Below are 16,874 nucleotides of genomic sequence, written 5' to 3'. Positions count from 1 at the left end.
GGCCTACGCGAGCGCGCTCCGGGCCACCACCGGTGGCGGCGCGCTCACAGGGCCGCCGTGTCCGGGTCGATCCGGCTGCGTACGGCGGTCTGGACCTCGGCCTCCTCGGCCGGGTCGGCGGCGAGCCTGCGCAGCCGGTCCACGACGCGCGAGTCGGCCGTGGCCGCGTGCCGGGCGGCGAGTTCGCGGGTGGTCTCCTCGCAGTCCCACAGGCACTCCACCGCGAACCCGGCCGGGAAGGACGGGTCGGTGGCCGCCAGCGCCCGCGCCGACCTGCCGCGAAGCTGCGAGGACGAGGTCTCGCGGTAGATATGGCGCAGCACCGGCGCGGCGCAGTCGATGGTGAGCCGGCCCGCCCCGTCGACCAGGTCCCACAGCGTGGGGGCGTCCGGGCCCTGCCCGCGCACCGCGCGGCGCAGCGCGCTCAGCACGGCGGTGGCGTCGTGCTGGCCGCCCCGGCAGGCCAGGAGCGCGGCGGCGGCGGTGCCGAGCGCGTCGTCGCGGTGCACCCAGCCTCTGGCCCTGGCCAGGGAGGCGTTGCTCCGCATCCGTTCGAAGGCGCCGACGGCGGCGTCGGCCACCAGGCCGGAGGGCGACTCGGCGGCGGCTTCGATCAGGCCGAGCGCCTCGGGGGCGTGCTGTTCGGCCAGGTAGCGCAGGGCCGTGGCGCGGGCGGCGTCGGGGCCATCGGTCGCCGCGGCGATGATCGCCGCGTGGTCCTCGGGGCCCGCGACGGCCGTCAGGCAGCGGGCCGCCGGGCCGTGCCGGTGCTGGGTGGGGTGCTCGTCGAGGCCCTGCTGTGCCCAGTCGAGCACCTCGCGCACGCTCCAGCCCGGCCGGGGGCCGGTCGGCCTGAGCTGGCGTTGCCACCGGTCGAAGCAGCCGTTCTCCAGCGCGGCGCGCACCCGGGCGGCGCTGTGTGGCTCGGCGGAGTCCTCCGCCCACAGCCGCCAGGGCCGTGGTTCGAAGGCGTCCCTGGCCGCCGCCGCGAGTTCGGCCTCGCCTTCGGGGGTGCGCGGGAAGCGGGCCAGGACGAGGCCGCTGAGGGCGCGCAGCCCGCTGTCGTCGTCGCGCAGGGCCAACTCGTCGAGCGCCCACTGCCAGTTGCCGCCCGTCGCCGCGTACCGGCGCAGCAGGTGCAGAGCGTCACCGCGCCCGTACGAAGCGAGATGGCCGAGCACGGCCAGGGCGAGCCCGGTGCGCTCCTCGGCGGTGTCCAGGAGGTCGTCCGGTTGGAAGAGGTGTTGTTCGATCTCTTCAAGTCCGCCGTCGAGCTCCATGTAGAGCCTGGCGTAGTACAGCGAGCGGTTCTCCGCCTGCCAGTCGCGGCGTGGATCGCGCAGCACACACTGGTGCAGCGCGTTGAGCGCCTCGTCTCGCGGCGCCGCGAGGGCGTGCAGGGTCCCGTCGCCGCGGCCTCGCTGGAGGAGACCGAGGAGGGAGCCACTGGGCGCTATGTCTGGATCGAACATAAGGTCAGCATCCGGGGCGGGGGGTTCGGCTGGCAACGGGATTTCCTTCGACCGGCATTCTTGCCGATGTCGCGGCCGGTATGCCTGATGAATGGCAGCGGCCATGTGTCCAAGCGCCGCAGCCTACCCGGAGCCGCCACCTCCGGGTGTGTGCCCGGCATATCCACGGAAGGCCGCTGGCATATGTCAAGAGCACCACCGTATCGGGTATTGCCAAATCCCTTACGAGCCATCGCAGCCTGTGCAACAGTCGTCACCGGCCCTTCCGTCCAACTGGTCGCGCCGCGCCTGTATCGGAGTACCTCCCCATGCCGTCGCCCCTCTTCGCGGACCGTCCCGCTCCGCAGCCGCCCGAGCGCGGCGCGCTCGACGCACTGATCTCGCAGACCCGCACCCTGCGCGGCGACCTCGACGCCGTCCGCCGCGGGTCCCGCATGGAGGACGAGCGACTCGAGGACCCGCGAGCCCGCTGGCAGCGCGCCCTGTGCGAGTTAGCCGTCCACCACCTGGACGACCTGGGCGAGCACCTGGGCCAGCTCCGCGAGGGTGTGCCCATCGACCTCGAAGAGGTACCGCCCAGCGAGCGCGTGCCCGCCGCGCCGCCCGAGCCCGAGCACCGCTCGCTGGTCAGCCGCGTCGGCAGCGCCGAGTGGAACCTGCTCACCGACGAGGTGACCTGGTCTCCCGAGCTCTACGAGATCTTCGGCCGCCGGCCGGCCGAGGGCGGGCTCTCGCTGGACGAGCTGCCCTCCTGGGTGCACCCGGCCGACCAGGCGTCCCTGGCCGTTCTGGTCACCGACTGCCTGGTGGACGGGAAGCCCATCGACGGCGAGTTCCGCATCGTGGGGCCGGGCTTCCTCGAACGCACGGTGCACATGATGGGCGAGCCCGTCCTCGAGGCCGACGGAAGCACCGGCTCCATGTGGGCCGTGCTGCGTGACGTCACCGAGCTACGCCGCAGTCAGCAGGCGGTGCGCGAATCCCGCGACGTCCTGCAACGCGAGCGGCACATCGCCCAGACCGAACGGCGGCTCGCGGTCGAACTCCAGGAGGCCGTGCTCCCGCCCTGGCGCGGCGCGCTGCGACTGCCGCACGCGACGGACGGCGACGCCCTCGACCTCGCGGCCCACTACTTCCCCTCCGCCGTCAGCGCGCTGATCGGCGGCGACTGGTACGACGCGCTCCACCTGCCCGACGGCCGCACGCTGCTGAGCGTCGGCGATCTGACCGGCCACGGAGTGGCCGCGACCTCGGGCATGGCCACCCTGCTCGGCGCGCTGCGCGGCATGGCCGTGGCCGGGGTGGAGCCGGGCCCGCTGATGGGTTTCCTGAACCACATGCTCGACGCGGGGCCCCAGCCGGCGCTCGGGAGTGCCGTCTGTGGCCTCTACGACCCCCGCACCCGCACCCTCACCTGGTCCCAGGCCGGCCACCCCGCCCCGCTGTTGTTCCGTGGCGGGACGGGGCGGTCGCTGCGCCCACCGGAGGGCGTACTGCTCGGCGCCACCTCGGGAGCGACCTACACCCAGCGCACCGAGGCGCTGGAACCGGGCGATCTGCTCGTCCTGCACACCGACGGCCTGGCGCCCCGCTCCACACGAGCCAGCGCCGACGCGGGAGCCGAGCGGCTGCTCGCCCTCGCGCACCGGTTCTCCGTGGCCCGCTCCGCACAGGAGTGTGTGCGCACCGTCGCCGAGACCTTCGGTGACGAAGAGCGGGAGGACGACGCCTGTGTCCTCGTCGCCCAGATCGGCTTCGCCGCGTGACCCAGCCTCACGCACCTCTCCGGCAGACCCCGACACCGAGGCCCAGTGATTCCGAACTGAGGGCGTCAGGGCTCGACACGTCGGCGCTCGCCCCGGCCCCGGGTTCGGTTCGACCCGCACGATCGCACGGCACCTCCCGCTGACCGATCCGGCCGATGCGGTGCCCGCTCACGTGGCGGCGTAGCGAAGGCCAGCAAGGCCATCGCGGACGGGCTCGATGTCCGCGCGGACATCGAGGGGCCTTCTGACGGGGTGGCGGTGGTCGCGCCGCTCGGCCCTCAGATCGCGGCACTGTCACCCCGCTTGCCGCCGCCCTGGTCCGGCAGGGCTTCCTGGATCTCCTCCCGCAGGTGCTTGATGTCGGTACGGCTCGCGTACTGGCCGGTGAGGCGGTACATCTCCCGCAGCCGGTCCCAGGTGCGCAGCGAGGACGTCTCGCCGATGGATACCAGGGCCAACCGCGCGTAGCTGTCGCCCTTCTCCGGCTGGTCGTCGAGGAAGCAGGCCGAGGCCATCGAGATGTGGTCGAAGATCTGCGACCGCTCCCGACCGTCGACGCGCAACCGCAGCGCCTCCTTCGCGTGCCGCTGGGCGACGATCGCCGCCGCAGGTTCGTGCTCGGCGAGCGTGCGGTACGCCAGGGCTTGCATGCCGTGCAGGTCGGCCTCGTCGAACATCTGCATCCAACTCGGCGCGGGCACATCGCCCTTGTCCGAGACGAACAGCTCCTCCGCCTCGCCCAAAGTGCGGCGCATGGCCTGGCCACGGCCCATCGACGCCTGCGCCCATGCCTCGATGGTGTGCAGCATGGCCCGGGTGCGCGGCAGCGCCTCCTCGCCCGAACCGGACTTGGCGAGCTTCATCAGGTCGAGCGCCTCGTCGGGACGGCCCAGGTGCACCATCTGACGGGCGGCCCGGGACAGTGCCTCGCCCGCGCGAGGCCGGTCGCCCCCCTCCCGCGCGGCGTGGGCGGCGATGACGAAGTACTTCTGGGCCGTGGGCTCCAGGCCCACGTCGTGGGACATCCACCCGGCGAGGACCGCCAGGTTGGCCGCCACCCCCCACAACCTGCGCTGGAGGTGGGGCGGGTGGCGGTAGGCGAGCATGCCGCCCACCTCGTTGAGTTGGCCCACCACCGCCTTGCGCTGGAGTCCGCCACCCCGGGACGCGTCCCAGGCACGGAAGATGTCAACGGACTTCTCCAGCGCCTCGATCTCGGCGGAGCCCACGGGCGCCGCCTCGTAGCGGTCGAAGCTGGCGTGGTCGGCGGAGAACGAGCCGGAGAGGAAGGGGGCGTCGGTCGCCAGGGCGGGATCGGTGTGCAGCCAGTCGTACATGGCGCTGCTGAGCACGGAGCCCGCGGTGAGCGCGGCTCCCGCGCCCACCAGGCTGCGTCGGTTGAACATGAGGTCCATTCCCGTGAATTCGGTGAGGACCTGGGCCGTACGCTCGGGCGCCCAGGGCAGTCCGTCGTGGGCTTGCCCTTTACCCACGCGTCCGTAGCGGCCGTATCCGAGGTCCTCGATGGTCACGACACGACCGAGTCGCTCGGTGAACAAGGCGGCCAACACCTTCGGCACGGGATCGCGTGGCGTCTCACCGGTCTCGATCCATCGCCGTACCCGCGAGGTGTCGGTCGCCAGTTGCGGATGGCCCATGGCCGCCGCCTGCCGGTTCACGAGTCTCGCGAGTTCCCCCTTGGACCAGCCGGCCAGGCCGAACAGGTCCGCAAGACGGGCATTGGGTTCCCTCGTCACGTCAAGCCCCCAGGTTCTCGGCTGTGTTGACAGTAACCGCCGGGATAGGGGGTGGCGAGCATTCGCCAGGGTTCGCCAGGGTCCGCCAGATGGTGTGCCACCCGCGCGCGGGTGTCCTGTAGGAACGCGCCACCCTCCCCTGGCCTTCGGGCTCAGGTGACGCAGCTACGGGCGGGGATGTCGTGGGTGTCGGGACGCTGGGCCGGTGGGTACGTGATGCCGGGGCCAGCCCTGGCGCCGACGGTGTCGGCGCCGTCGCCACCGGCGACGGAGCGGCCCGTACCGCGACGGCTTGTGAGCCGTCGCGGTCCACCGGGAAACGTCACGCGAGTGGCGGGGCACGCCTCATCGCCTCCTGGTGCGAGCTCGCGCCACCTGTCCGTGGTCAGGGCCCAGCCCGGTAGGCGGACCGCATTCCCCAGGGTGCGGTCACCTTCCGGGTCTGGTGCGCACGCACTTGCCGGCACACGAAGGGATCTGTCTCGCCCATGTACACAGCATCGCCCCCCGTGTCCGCCCCGATCCGGCCGCACCGCCCGCACGTCGGCGGCGGGCCGTACCTCGACCCCAGCCGCGGCGGGCGGGCGCGACGCGCGGAGGGCTCCCTTCCCCAGCCGCTGAGCGGGAGGCTCGACCTGTCCGGCCCGCAGGGAGCCCGACTCCGCGCGGCCATCGCGGCGGTGCACCGCATCTGTCCCGAGTTCAACCCCGTCCAGGTGCTGCGTCGCGGCGGGCGCTCGGTCCTGTTCGTCGGGACGACCGGGCGCAGCACGGCGGTGGCCAAGTGCCTGCTGGACCACTCCCCGGCCTGGGCGGACCGGTTCGGGCACGAAATAGCTGCGTATCGGGCCTTCGTACGGCACCGCCCGCCGGTGCGCGTACCTCGGCTCATCGCCGCCGACCCCGAGAGCGGCACGCTGGTCATGGAGCGGATGCCGGGACGGGTGGCCACGTTGCACCGTCATCCGACCGAGCCGCCGCCCCGTGGTGACCTGCGGAACGCGCTCGCCGCGATCCACCGGGTGAACACCTGGCGCCCGCCGGCCGGCCTGTTCGACGCGCCCATCGACTACGCCGCCCGGCTGGCCCGCTACCACGAGCTGGGGCTGCTGACCGACCGCGACATCGGGGACCTCCAGAAGCTGCTGCTCGGCATCGCGCAGGCGTACGGCCGGCAGGGCCCCGGGCAGTTCTGTCACGGTGAGGCGGTGCTGTCGAACATGCTGTTCACGCCGTCGGGGGCGGCGCTGATCGACTGGGACCAGGCGGGCTGGTATCTGCCGGGGTACGACCTGGCCACGCTGTGGGTGGTGGTGGGCGTCGACGCCGCGATCGCGCGGCGGCAGATCTCCCAGTTGGCCCAGAGCTCGGGGCGCGTCGCCCGGGACGCCTTCCTGGTGAACCTGATGCTGGTGCTGACCCGGGAGATCCGTATGTACGAGACGGCCGTGCAGCGCACGATGCGCGATCCGGCTCCGGCGGCTCCCGGCGAGCCGGGAGCCAGCCCCGGCGAGCAGCAGCGCCTGCTGCTGCGGCGGCTGCACGACGACTGCGCGCTCGCGCGACGTGCCGTGCGCGCCGCGGTCGGCACCCGCTGACCGGGTGCCACGGCGCGGCGCGCGGCGGCACCCCGCCGCCGCGGCCCGGGACGGCGCACGAAGCGGTTCGGACGGAGGAGGCGGTGGAAATCCCCTGCGGAGGTGATTGACGGGTCCCTTGCCAGCGGCTACCTCTGGGTGGGTTCAGCCCCGCATGCCCGATCGTTCCCGCGCCCCGCGCGTGGGAGGTAGGGCTCAGCTTGAGGAGGCTGCGTTGCCCAGGTTGCCAGGTCTCACCCGGAAGCGGACGACGGCGAGCGGTCGAGCGGGCCGCCGCGCCGGACCACCATCGCGCACCGCGGGCGCCGTCGCGTCGCTCGCGCTGCTGGTCCCGCTGCTGGCGTCGGCTCCCTCCGCCACGGCGGAGCAGCCGTCGCACACGGGTCTGCGGCAGGCGTTCACGGACGCGGCCGAGCGGTACGACGTACCGCGTGACGTGCTGCTCGGTGTCGCGTACCTCCAGTCCCGCTGGGACGCTCATCGGGGTGCGCCCAGCGTCGGCGGCGGCTACGGCCCGATGCACCTGACGGACGTGGTCACGGCGCTGGCCTCGACCTCGCACCACGCGCAGGGCTCGCACCACGGGGAGGGCGAGGAGGATCCGCGCGGGGACGGGGCGCGAGCGCCCAAGTGGGTCGCCCACCGGGCCTCGGAGCCGCCTGGTGCCGGGGCCCCGCCGGCGCGGCTGCGCACCGTGGAGCGGGCCCGGCACTTGACCGGGTTGACGGCGCGGGAACTGCGGGAGGACCCGGCGGCCAACGTGCACGGTGGCGCGGCGCTGCTCGCCGCCGCGCAGAAACGTCTCGGCCTGCCGCCCAGTCGCGACCCCGCCCGCTGGTACGCGGCGGTCGCCGACTACGCGGGAGCCGCCGACACCGCGACGGCCAGGATGTTCGCGGACGAGGTGTACGCGGTCCTGCGTACCGGGGCCAGCCGTCGCACGGACACGGGCGAGCGGATGCGGCTGGCCCCGCACCCGGGGCTGCGTCCCGACAGCGGCACGTCGCGCCGGCTGGCGCTGCCGGCCGGCGACCGGGCCCCGGGCGTCGAGTGCCCGCCCGAGCTGGCCTGCGAGTCCGTGCCCGCGCCGTACCAGGAGCTCGGGGACGGCGACTACGGCAACCACGACAAGGCGCTGCGCCCCGCCTCCCAGCGCATCGACTACATCGTCGTGCACGACACGGAGGGGTACTGGGACACCGCGCTGAAGCTGGTGCGGGACCCGACGTACGTCTCGTGGCACTACACCCTGCGCGCCTCGGACGGGCACGTCGCGCAGCACGTGCCGACCCGGGACATCGGCTGGCACGCCGGGAACTGGTACGTCAACGCCAAGTCGGTCGGGTTGGAGCACGAGGGGTTCCTCACGGCACCGGACGCCTGGTACACCGAGGCGATGTACCGGTCGTCGGCGCGGCTGGTGCGCCATCTGGCCAGGCGGTACGCCATTCCGCTGGACCGGCAGCACATCCTGGGCCACGACACCGTGCCGGGCACCGTCGCCTCGACCATCAGGGGCATGCACACCGATCCCGGTCCGTACTGGGACTGGGCGCACTACTTCCGCCTGTTGGGCGCGCCGTTGCGGCCGACGGCGGGGCCGGAGGGCGGGCTGGTCACCATCCGCCCCGACTACGACCGGCACCAGCCGGTGTACACCGACTGCGAGAAAGCGGGGCGGCCGTGCGCGCCGCACGGCTCCGGGGCGGTGCGGCTGCACACCGCGCCGCGCGCGGACGCGCCGCTGGTGCGCGATGTCGGGCTGCGCCCGGACGGGTCGCCGACGACGACGGGGGTCAACGACACGGGCGCCCGCGCCTCCACCGGCCAGCGTTTCGCGGTGGCCGGGCGCTCGGGCGAGTGGACGGCGATCTGGTACCTGGGGCAGCGGGCGTGGTTCCACGATCCAGCGCGCCAGCCGACGGCCGTGCCCGCCCGTGGCTGGGTCGTCACGCCACGCCCCGGGCGCGCCGAGGTGCCGGTGTACGGCAGGGCGTACCCGGAGAAGGCGGCGTATCCGCAGGGGGTGCCGGTGCAGGAGGTCTCGCCGCTGCCGTACACGCTGGAGCGGGGTCAGCGGTACGTGGTGGGGCTGCGGACGCGGGGCGAGTACCTGTGGGCCACGACGTTCGACCCGGCCGGGCACCGGGTGGTGCGGGGTGCGGACGCGTACTACCAGATCCAGTTCGGGCACCGGGTGGCCTTCGTGCGGGCGGCCGACGTGAGTGTGCGCCCCTCGGGCCGGTAGCCGGTGAGGAGGGCGAAGGCCCCCGGCGCTGGCGCGTCGGGGGCCTGTCCGTGCCGTGGGTCCGCCGGCGGGCGTCATGCGCCCGCCTGTCGTCAGCTCTGCTGGAAGAGTTCGGCCGGCAGCGGCTTCAGGAGTCGGTACAGGTCGTCGGTGATGGGGCGGTCCCAGCTCGCGATGGTGACCAGGACGCCGTCGCTGCGGTCGAACTGCACGCAGGAGACGCGGCTCTCGGAGAGCTTGACGCGCCGCACGATCAGCAGGTTGTCCTCGTGCATGACGGGGCTGTCCTCGGAGGAGACGACCGTCACCGGCTCGTCGTTGCCCAGGGCGTCGAGAAGCTGCGTCACCTCGAACGGGACGCCCTCGCCCACCTCGCGCACCGGCGAACCCGCCGGCAGGTTCCCGATGATCATCGCGGGTCCGCGACCGCCGAACAGGTCGTATCGCAGGAAGACGCCCTGACAGCTCCCGTCCGGCGCGGGCAGCAGCCCGGCACCCAGGTCACCGGGCCAGTCCCCCGGGTCCATGGCGAGGACATCGAAGTCCGGACCTGTCGGCGTGGCAGCGCTGCGGCGGCGGAGAAACGACATGCGGACATGGTACGTGCCCGGGGAGGCGTCGCGCGGCGCCTCGAAGTCGCCCAACGCCATCCCACGGCCACGGCTTTCCGGGCGAAACAGCGAAAAATTCGCCATTTTATCAGCGGGCCTGGAAACAGGCCACAGCGTGCGGCGAGACGGGCGCCCCCGGGGCCCTCGTCGAGGTCACCGGGCCCCGGGGTCGGGGTGATCGGCGCGGCGGCGCGCTCGGGCGGGCGCGGGCCCGGGTGACCAGCGGGGGTGGCGGGCCGCACGGGCTGGGGCGGGCCGTTCGCGTCGGTCGCTACGCGCCCGGATCGCTCCAGCGGACCTCGCCGTCCACCACGACGTCGGTGGGCGCCAGGCCGAGCGCCCGCGCGATGGCGCCGGACGCGCCGTGCTCCGGGTGGATGGACGCGACGAGGTGGGTCACGCCCTGGGCGCGCAGCCACCGCGCCATGGCGAGCGCGGCTTCGCGCCCGAAGCCGCTGCCCTGGTGGGCGACGCCGATCGTCCAGGCGAGCGACGCCTGCGGGCCGCCTGTGTCGGGGCGGCTCAGCGTGGCCTGCACGGTGCCGATCACCTGCGCGTCCGAGGTGCGGCGCACCACCCAGTTGAGCCAGCCCCGCGTGCCATCCGGCGACTGGCCGGCCACCTGGCGGCGGTATCGCGCGGCGAGCTGGGCCGGCGGGTCGGGCGTCCCCCCGATCCAGGTGTGCAACCGAACGTCGTCGAGCACCGGGAACATCTCCCGCGCGTGGGCGACGCGCAGCGGCTCCAGCCGCAGCCGCGCGCTGTTGAGGGGGCGCGCGGCGAGCCAGGTAGTGGGCGGGGTCATGGAGGCACTGTACGCACGGCTCGCCGCGCCCGGCCGCCGTAGGAGCCAAGGCAGTCGGGGCCGGCGCGCGAGACGGGTCCGGGTGACACCGACGGACGGGACCGGGGCTGGCGCCAACCGCCGCGCGGCGGCCGGACGTCGGACGGCGCGGCCCGCTCCGGGTGGCGTACCCGCCGAGGCGGCGGGCTCTCTGGCGATCGCCCGGCCCCGTACGACACGAGCTGCCCGAGCCGCTCGCGCGGCTGGGGCAGCTCGGGGGCCCGGCGCCTCGGGTGCGGGGTGCGGGCGGGGTCGCGCGGGCCTGGGCGGCCCGGCGGTGCGCCGTCGACGGGCGACGGCCTGCCCGGGATCAGGTGAGGTCGAACTCGCCGTCACGGGCGCCGAGTACGAAGGCGCGCCACTCGGCCGGGGTGAAGATCAACGCGGGCCCGTCCGGGTGTCGGCCGTCCCGCATCGCGATGTACCCCTCGACGAAGGCGATTTGGACGTCACCCGTCCCCTGGCTACTCGACTGCCACTGTGCGGCGCTGAGGTCGAGTTGCGGCTTCTTGCCGCCCGCCAGTGTGTGTTCAGTGGTGCTGTCGGCCACGTCCGTGCTCCTCCCGGTTCGTCATCCGCAGCCAGCCTATCCATGGCTCCGGGCTGTGGGACAGGTCACGACGGAAGATGCCCCGCCGCACCGCGAGAAGACCCCGCACACGCGCGGGAGGTGCGGAGAAGTCGCGGAGGTGACGGGAAGAACCGGCGACCGAGTGGCGACGGGTGCGTGCCCGAGCGGCGTGTACGCGTCCCCCCGCGCGGGACCGGTCGCCGGCCCGGGACACACGGCCGGCGCGGTCGCGCCACCTCAGCTCCCGGCCGTGGCCCCGGTCGGTGGGACCGGCCGTCGGGAGCGCGCTGACCGGGCGCATGACACCAGCGGGGGCGCCGCCCGGCACCTCCGTGCACGCGGACGCGCGTCATCACGGGGTGGCGAGGTCCCCAACGGACGTGGCCGAGGCCGGTCTTTGGAGCCCGTCTCGTCACCCCGCCCGGTCACGGCGTCCGCGCGGCCGAGCCGCTGGGGCGGGGAGGCGAGGGAGGTCGTCGCCGGCGTGGTGGACGCGCGCTCGGCCACGGGCCGGCGCTGGCCGTCGGGCACCCGCTCGACGGGTACGCCACGTGGGAGTTCGCGCCGCGCCGCCTGGCGGGTCTTCGGGGCCGGTCCTCACGGGGCGGCGCCCCGACGCGCGGCCGGTCGGCGAGACCGTACCGCGGGGGCGCCGGGCTGGTCGCGTGTCCCGGCCGGCCGGTTGGCCCGGTGGGAGGACCGGCTGTCGCGTCGGCTTTCTCCGCCCGAGGTGGTGGCCGCGACAGTCCGCGCCGGCTACGCCTCGCCACGGTGCCGGCGGCCTGGGGCGAGGCGGTGGGCCGCTTCGACGCGGGGGCGGTACGGCACGTCACGGAGCCCGAGCCGATCGTCAACGGCGCGCGGGAGGACCGGCTTCCGTTCGGGCGAGCGGGAGTTCACCCCCACTCACCCGCCCGGGCCGAGGTGTGGCCGAGCGTGCCACCTCGCGCACCTCGACGCCCCGAGACCTTCCCCGGTACGCCTTCACCGATCCCGTCCGCCGCCTCGCCCGTCACCTGACGGGGTGCGCCCCGGGCGTTGACGCCAAGTCGGCTTTGGGGCCGGCCTCGCCCGACGGGGTGCGCCCGCCGCGATGGCGGTCGGAGTGGCGCCAGCCGTCGTGGGTCACGGGGGTGGTCGTCGCCGGTCGGGAGCAGACGGAGCGCAGGCTGACGGCGAGGGCCAGGCCGGACAGGGGGTCCGGCGCTCGGTCCCGGCCGGCGCGGGTGGCCTCGGCCGGCAGGGCCAGGGGGCACAGCGGGGCGGCGCGGGCGTCCTCGGAGGCGACGATCGCCCGTACGAGACCGCCGTTGATCCGGTTGATCTCCGCGCGCACCACGGCCAGGTCGGGGCGCTGGGTCGGCGCCTGTCGCGGGTCGGCTCGCCAGCGGCGGTGCAGGGCGCGTTGGACGAGCTTGCTGGCCTCGATCTGGTCGCGGAAGACGGCCACCGCGTCCCGTGGGTCGGCGCCGGCCTGGCCCGCCTGGCGGGCGACGGTCGCCAGGACCTGTCGCTCGCGCTCCGGGTCGTCGACGGGGCGGTCGGTGCCCCACTTCGCCGCGGCGACCAGGCCGGCGGTGAGCAGGCGCCGCGCGGACAGGTCGGCCAGCCGGCGCAGCGGGCCGGGCCGGGCGTCCACGGTCGGTGCGGGGTCGGCGTGGACACCGGGGCCGGTGGCGGGGGCGGGGCGCTGTGCGGCCGGCGCCGCCGTCGCGCCAGCGGGGGTGGCCGGGGCCAGCACGGCGAGGGCGGCGAGAGCGGCGACCAGCGTCGAGCGGAAGGGACTGACCGGGGACACGGAACGGAACGCCTCTCTCGCGGGGCGGGTGGGGGGACGAGGGCGTGGGGCGCGCGCGAGGGGTGGTTCAGTCCTCGCGCGGGGCGCCGGTGCGGTGCAGGGCGGCGGCCTGGCGGTAGACGGCGACGGCCTCCTCGTGGCGGCCGAGTCGTTCCAGACACTGGGCCTCGTCGTTGCGGCTGGCCAGGGTGTCGGGGTGGTCGGCGCCGAGCACGCGGGCGCGGACCTCGGCGACCTGGCGGTACGCCGTCAGCGCGTCCGACCAGCGATCGAGCCAGCCCAGGCACACCGCGACCTCGCGTCGGCTGACCAGGGTGTCGGGGTGGTCGCGGCCCAGCACGCGCTCGCGGACGGCGCCCACCTCGCGCGCTTCGACCAGGGCTTCCTCCCAGCGGCCGAGGCGGCCCAGGTTGACGCCGAGGCCGTGGCGGGCGCGCAGCGTCTCGGGGTCGTCGCCGCCGTGCACCCGCGCCCGGTCGGCGGCCAGCTCCCGGTACAGGGTCAGGGCCTCCTCGCTGCGGCCGAGCCGGCCCAGGCTGATGCCCACCTCGTAGCGCGCGGCGAGGGTGTCCGGGTGGTCGGCGCCCAGCGCCTCCGCCCGGGCGGCGGCCACCGCGCGGTAGGCGTGCAGGGCCTCCTCGCGGCGGCCGAGTTGCCCCAGCGCGTAGGCCACCTCGTACCGGGTGACGAGGGTGTCCGGATGCAGGGCGCCCAGCACCCGGGAGCGGGCGGCGGCCACCTCGCGCGCCATGCGGTACGACTCGTCCAGACGGCCCAGCCGGCTCAGGTTGAAGGCCAGGTTGTGCCGGCAGCGCAGGGTGTCGGGGTGGTCGGGGCCCATGACGCGTTCGCGGGCGGCGAGGACCAGGACGTACACCGCGTGCGCCTCCTCGTGGCGGCCGAGTTGGCTGAGCACGTACGCGCTCTCCTGGCGGGCGGCCAGGGTGTCGGGGTGGTCCGGGCCGAGGACGCGCTCGCGGCCCTCGGCCACCCGCCCGTACTCGCGCAGCGCCTCGGCCGCATGGCCGAGCCGGCCCAGGGTGAAGGCGATCTCGTAGCGGCTGGCCAGGGTGTCGGGGTGGTCGGGGCCCAGTGCCCGTTCGCGCTCGGCGGCCACCGCGCGGTGTACCTCGCCCGCCTCCTCCCAGCAGCCGAGGCGGGCGAAGCTGAGGCCGGCGTGGTGGCGGATGGCGAGCCGGTCCAGGACGCCGGGCGGTGGCGTCGGGCGCTTGGTCTCGACACTGGGCGGGCCCCCGGGGGCGGCGTCGGGGACGTCGGCGTACGGGCCCGTCCAGGCGCCGGTCAGGCCGGCGGAGCGGTCCGTGGGCGGTGGGGCGCTGAGGCCACCGGTGGCCTTGGAGCCGATGGTCATGTGGCGGGCCCACGACGGGAGGTCGGGGTCGCTCTCCGGGGGGCCGGTGCGGCCGGTGGGCGGCGCGGCCGGGGGCTCGGGCGGCTGCGGTGCGGCGGCGCGCGGGCCGGCGGTTGGGGGCGGGGGTGGCGCGGGGGCGCCGCCGGCGATGCGGGTGGCGAGCGTGCCGGCGTCGCGCGGGCGCTGCTCGGGGTCCTTGGCCAGCAGGTCGAGGACGGCGTCCGCGAAGCGGGTGGGCAGTTCGGGGCGGTGGTGGCGCGGCGGCTCCGGCGGGGTGTCGCGGTGCCCGACGAGCACGGCCCAGGCGTCCTCGTGGTCGAACGGCGGCGCGCCGGTGGCCAGTTCGTAGAGCACGCAACCCAGCGAGTACAGGTCGCTGCGGTGGTCCACGAGGCCGCCGGCGATCTGCTCGGGCGACATGTAGTGGGGGGTGCCCATGGCGATGCCGGTGCCGGTCAGGCGGGAGGAGGCGCCGATGTCGTGGCCGAGTCTGGCGATGCCGAAGTCGCAGATCTTCACGGTGCCGTCGGTCAGTCGCATGATGTTGGCGGGCTTCAGGTCGCGGTGCACGATGCCCTGCCGGTGGGTGTAGGCCAGGGCGACGCTGACCTGTTCGGCGATGTCGACCGTGTCCGCCACGGGCAGCGGATGGGGTTGGCTGTCCTCCAGGACCTGGCTGAGATTGCGTCCTTCGAGCAGCTCCATCACCAGGTAGAGGATGCCCTCGTGTTCCCCGAAGTCGTGCACCACGGTCACCCCGCGGTGCTGGAGCGAGGCGGCCACCTGGGCCTCGCGGCGGAAGCGCTCGCGCAGCACACGCAGGTAGGACGCGTCGTGTTGGGGCCCTATGGGCTTGAGGCACTTGACGGCGACAAGGCGGCCGAGTGAGGTGTCACGGGCCCGCCACACCTCGCCCATGCCACCTCGTCCGATGATGTCGAGGAGCTGGTACCGGCCCTGGATCAGCCTGGTCTCCGCCATCGGTTCCGCCATCGGCCGCCGTCGCCCCCGTCGTGTGTGCCGTGCCCCCAGCCCGTCCAGTATGGCCGGCGGGTCGAGCGGCATGAAGGCGAGGAAGCGGCGGCCTCCCCGCGCCGGGTCGGGCGGCGGCTGGCCCGGGGCGGAGCGGTGGCGGGCGGCCGGCGCGGGTGAGGCTTGGCCGGTGGCGCGTATCGTCAGCCGTGGGGCCGTGACGTACGGCCAACGAGCTGATGGAGGAGTCATGTCGGGCTTGCTGAGTCGCATCAAGGCGTTCGCGCGCAGCCCCCAGGGACGCAAGCTGGTGGCGGAGGGCCGGCGCGCGGCGGCCGACCCCAGGAAGCGGGCCCAGGCCCAGCAGTTGCTGCGCCGGCTGCGCGGACGGCGCTAGCCGACGGCACGGCACGGCGGGAGGAGACGAGGGCGACGCGGCGGCGGGTGGCGGTTGGGCCTGGCGTCGCGGGCGCGGTGTGGCGGACACGGGGGTGTGCGGCGATCGGCGGGGGCGCCGCCGGCGGGCGGCCGGCTGTTGTCCGTACGCCCTCGGGTGGTGGGTCCGCGCTCAGGGGTGCGGGGGGGAGCAGGACGGTGAAGGTCGCTCCGGGGGTGCCGATGACCTGGGATACGGCGGGCGGCTCCCCCGGAACGAACTCCCGGGGCGTGCTCAGGCGGTCGGCGCGGTGGTGATCATCCAGTGGGTGAAGGCCGCGTAGCGCTCGGCGGTCTCGTCGGCCCCGTTGGCGTGCTCGATGGCGGCGGAGTGCTCGCGCACCCGCGCGAAGCGCGACCGGCGGGCGCTCTCGTAGTGGGCCAGGGCCGGTGCGGTGGCGGACGCGCCGCTCAGCGCGGCACGCAGCACTCCGACATCCTCCATTCCCAGGGAGCCGCCCGCCGCGATGTGCGGGGACAGGGCGTGGGCGGCGTCGCCGACCAGGACGACGCGGTCGCTGGTCCAGCGCCGTAGTTCGGGGACGAGCATGATCTGGTTCTCCAGGATGGACTCCTCCGGTGTCGCGGCGATCATCTCCAGCAACTCGTCGTGCCAGCCGGAGCGGGCCACGTTGTGGGCCCGCCGCAGTGCCCGGTCCCGTCTGCCGCCGACCAGTTCGCCGGCGTCGAACTGGCCGATCCACCACATGGTCCTACCGTGCGCGACCCGGGCGTAGCCGCCCCGGGTCCGCGCGGGGCCGATGGTGATGAAGGTGCCCTCCGGGCGCTCGTTCCCGGAGGGCAGCACGGCCCGCCAGGCGTAGTTGCCGGCGTGCTCGACCGCCGTGCTGCCGGGCACCAGGGCGGCGCGTACGTCGGAGTACACGCCGTCCGCGCCGACCAGCAGATCCGCGCGCAGCGACCCACCGTCGGCGAGGTGCACCTCCACGTGGGTGTCGTGCTCGGTGAAGCCGGTGACGTGTGCTCCCAGGCGGATCCGGTCCCTGCCGAGGGTGTCGGCGAGGAGGTTGTTCAGGTCCGGCCTCGACACCATCAGGAACTGGTGGGTGGCCGGGTGGTAGCCAAAGGCGCGTGTACGGCGGCCGGCGGGGTCGAAGAACCACGCCTGGACGGTCGTGCCCCCGCGCCGGACCTCGTCCCCGACACCGATGGTGTCCAACTCCCGCAGCGCGTTGGACCACAGGCCGATGCCGGCTCCGGCGGCCCGTACGCGCGGCGCGTGCTCCAACACGACGACCTCGTGCCCGATCAGTCGCAGCGAGGCCGCCGCGATGAGGCCGACCAACCCCGCTCCCACGATCACCGTACGCATCGCTTCTCCCCTCGCCGTCCGGTGGGGTGGTGGGGCCAGCCGGCGACGGGAGACGGCGACCCCTGCGCCGGGGCCCGTGGCTGGGCAGGGCCCACTC

The 16,874-nt window shown here is 74.8% G+C and carries 12 protein-coding genes; 4 read left to right on the top strand and 8 right to left on the bottom strand.

Features of this window, described 5'->3' with window-relative positions:
* Window positions 1-44 precede the first annotated feature (44 nt).
* Complete coding sequence (locus ACFVFR_RS21955) at window positions 45-1,472, bottom strand: HEAT repeat domain-containing protein (protein WP_383704252.1); 1,428 nt, start codon at window positions 1,470-1,472, stop codon at window positions 45-47.
* Between the two features lie 308 nt (window positions 1,473-1,780).
* Between ACFVFR_RS21955 and ACFVFR_RS21950 the strand changes: the two genes are divergently transcribed.
* Window positions 1,781-3,238 (top strand): PP2C family protein-serine/threonine phosphatase, encoded by a 1,458-nt coding sequence (locus ACFVFR_RS21950; protein WP_383704250.1) that lies wholly within the window; start codon window positions 1,781-1,783, stop codon window positions 3,236-3,238.
* Window positions 3,239-3,516: 278 nt separating this feature from the next.
* On the opposite strand, the gene ACFVFR_RS21945 is transcribed toward ACFVFR_RS21950, so the two are convergent.
* The gene (locus tag ACFVFR_RS21945; protein ID WP_383704248.1) at window positions 3,517-4,995 is read right to left on the bottom strand and encodes a hypothetical protein; all 1,479 of its coding nucleotides are present in this window, start codon (window positions 4,993-4,995) and stop codon (window positions 3,517-3,519) included.
* 488 nt (window positions 4,996-5,483) lie between these two features.
* Here ACFVFR_RS21945 and ACFVFR_RS21940 point away from each other — a divergent pair, with 488 nt between their 5' ends.
* Entirely contained in the window at window positions 5,484-6,593 is a 1,110-nt protein-coding gene (locus ACFVFR_RS21940; RefSeq protein WP_383704246.1) for an aminoglycoside phosphotransferase family protein, read from the top strand.
* Between the two features lie 223 nt (window positions 6,594-6,816).
* The gene (locus ACFVFR_RS21935) at window positions 6,817-8,841 is read left to right on the top strand and encodes an N-acetylmuramoyl-L-alanine amidase (protein WP_383704284.1); all 2,025 of its coding nucleotides are present in this window, start codon (window positions 6,817-6,819) and stop codon (window positions 8,839-8,841) included.
* A gap of 92 nt (window positions 8,842-8,933) precedes the next feature.
* Here the strand turns inward: ACFVFR_RS21935 and ACFVFR_RS21930 are convergent, their stop codons facing one another.
* From ACFVFR_RS21930 to ACFVFR_RS21910, 5 genes are all read right to left on the bottom strand, one after another.
* Window positions 8,934-9,431, bottom strand: a complete 498-nt coding sequence (locus ACFVFR_RS21930) for a hypothetical protein (RefSeq protein WP_383704244.1) — start codon at window positions 9,429-9,431, stop codon at window positions 8,934-8,936.
* A 292-nt stretch (window positions 9,432-9,723) separates the two neighbouring features.
* Window positions 9,724-10,257: a GNAT family N-acetyltransferase gene (locus tag ACFVFR_RS21925; RefSeq protein ID WP_383704242.1), complete on the bottom strand. Its 534-nt coding sequence runs from the start codon at window positions 10,255-10,257 to the stop codon at window positions 9,724-9,726.
* A 349-nt stretch (window positions 10,258-10,606) separates the two neighbouring features.
* Window positions 10,607-10,846 (bottom strand): DUF397 domain-containing protein, encoded by a 240-nt coding sequence (locus ACFVFR_RS21920; RefSeq protein ID WP_383704240.1) that lies wholly within the window; start codon window positions 10,844-10,846, stop codon window positions 10,607-10,609.
* Between the two features lie 1,033 nt (window positions 10,847-11,879).
* On the bottom strand, window positions 11,880-12,665 hold the full coding sequence (gene aroQ / locus ACFVFR_RS21915) for a gamma subclass chorismate mutase AroQ (protein ID WP_383704238.1): 786 nt from the start codon (window positions 12,663-12,665) through the stop codon (window positions 11,880-11,882).
* A 67-nt stretch (window positions 12,666-12,732) separates the two neighbouring features.
* A complete protein-coding gene (locus ACFVFR_RS21910) occupies window positions 12,733-15,018 on the bottom strand; it encodes a tetratricopeptide repeat protein (protein WP_383704236.1) in 2,286 nt (761 codons plus the stop codon).
* A gap of 241 nt (window positions 15,019-15,259) precedes the next feature.
* On the opposite strand from ACFVFR_RS21910, the gene ACFVFR_RS21905 reads away from it, so the two are divergent.
* Window positions 15,260-15,406, top strand: a complete 147-nt coding sequence (locus ACFVFR_RS21905) for a hypothetical protein (RefSeq protein ID WP_383704234.1) — start codon at window positions 15,260-15,262, stop codon at window positions 15,404-15,406.
* Between the two features lie 273 nt (window positions 15,407-15,679).
* Here the strand turns inward: ACFVFR_RS21905 and ACFVFR_RS21900 are convergent, their stop codons facing one another.
* Window positions 15,680-16,777: an FAD-dependent monooxygenase gene (locus tag ACFVFR_RS21900; RefSeq protein WP_383704232.1), complete on the bottom strand. Its 1,098-nt coding sequence runs from the start codon at window positions 16,775-16,777 to the stop codon at window positions 15,680-15,682.
* Window positions 16,778-16,874 lie beyond the last annotated feature (97 nt).

The sequence above is a fragment of the Streptomyces sp. NPDC057702 genome, from assembly GCF_042799315.1.
GTDB lineage: Bacteria > Actinomycetota > Actinomycetes > Streptomycetales > Streptomycetaceae > Streptomyces.
The sequence above is the reverse complement of the archived record's forward strand: the minus strand, read 5'-3'. Positions and strand labels throughout refer to the sequence as shown.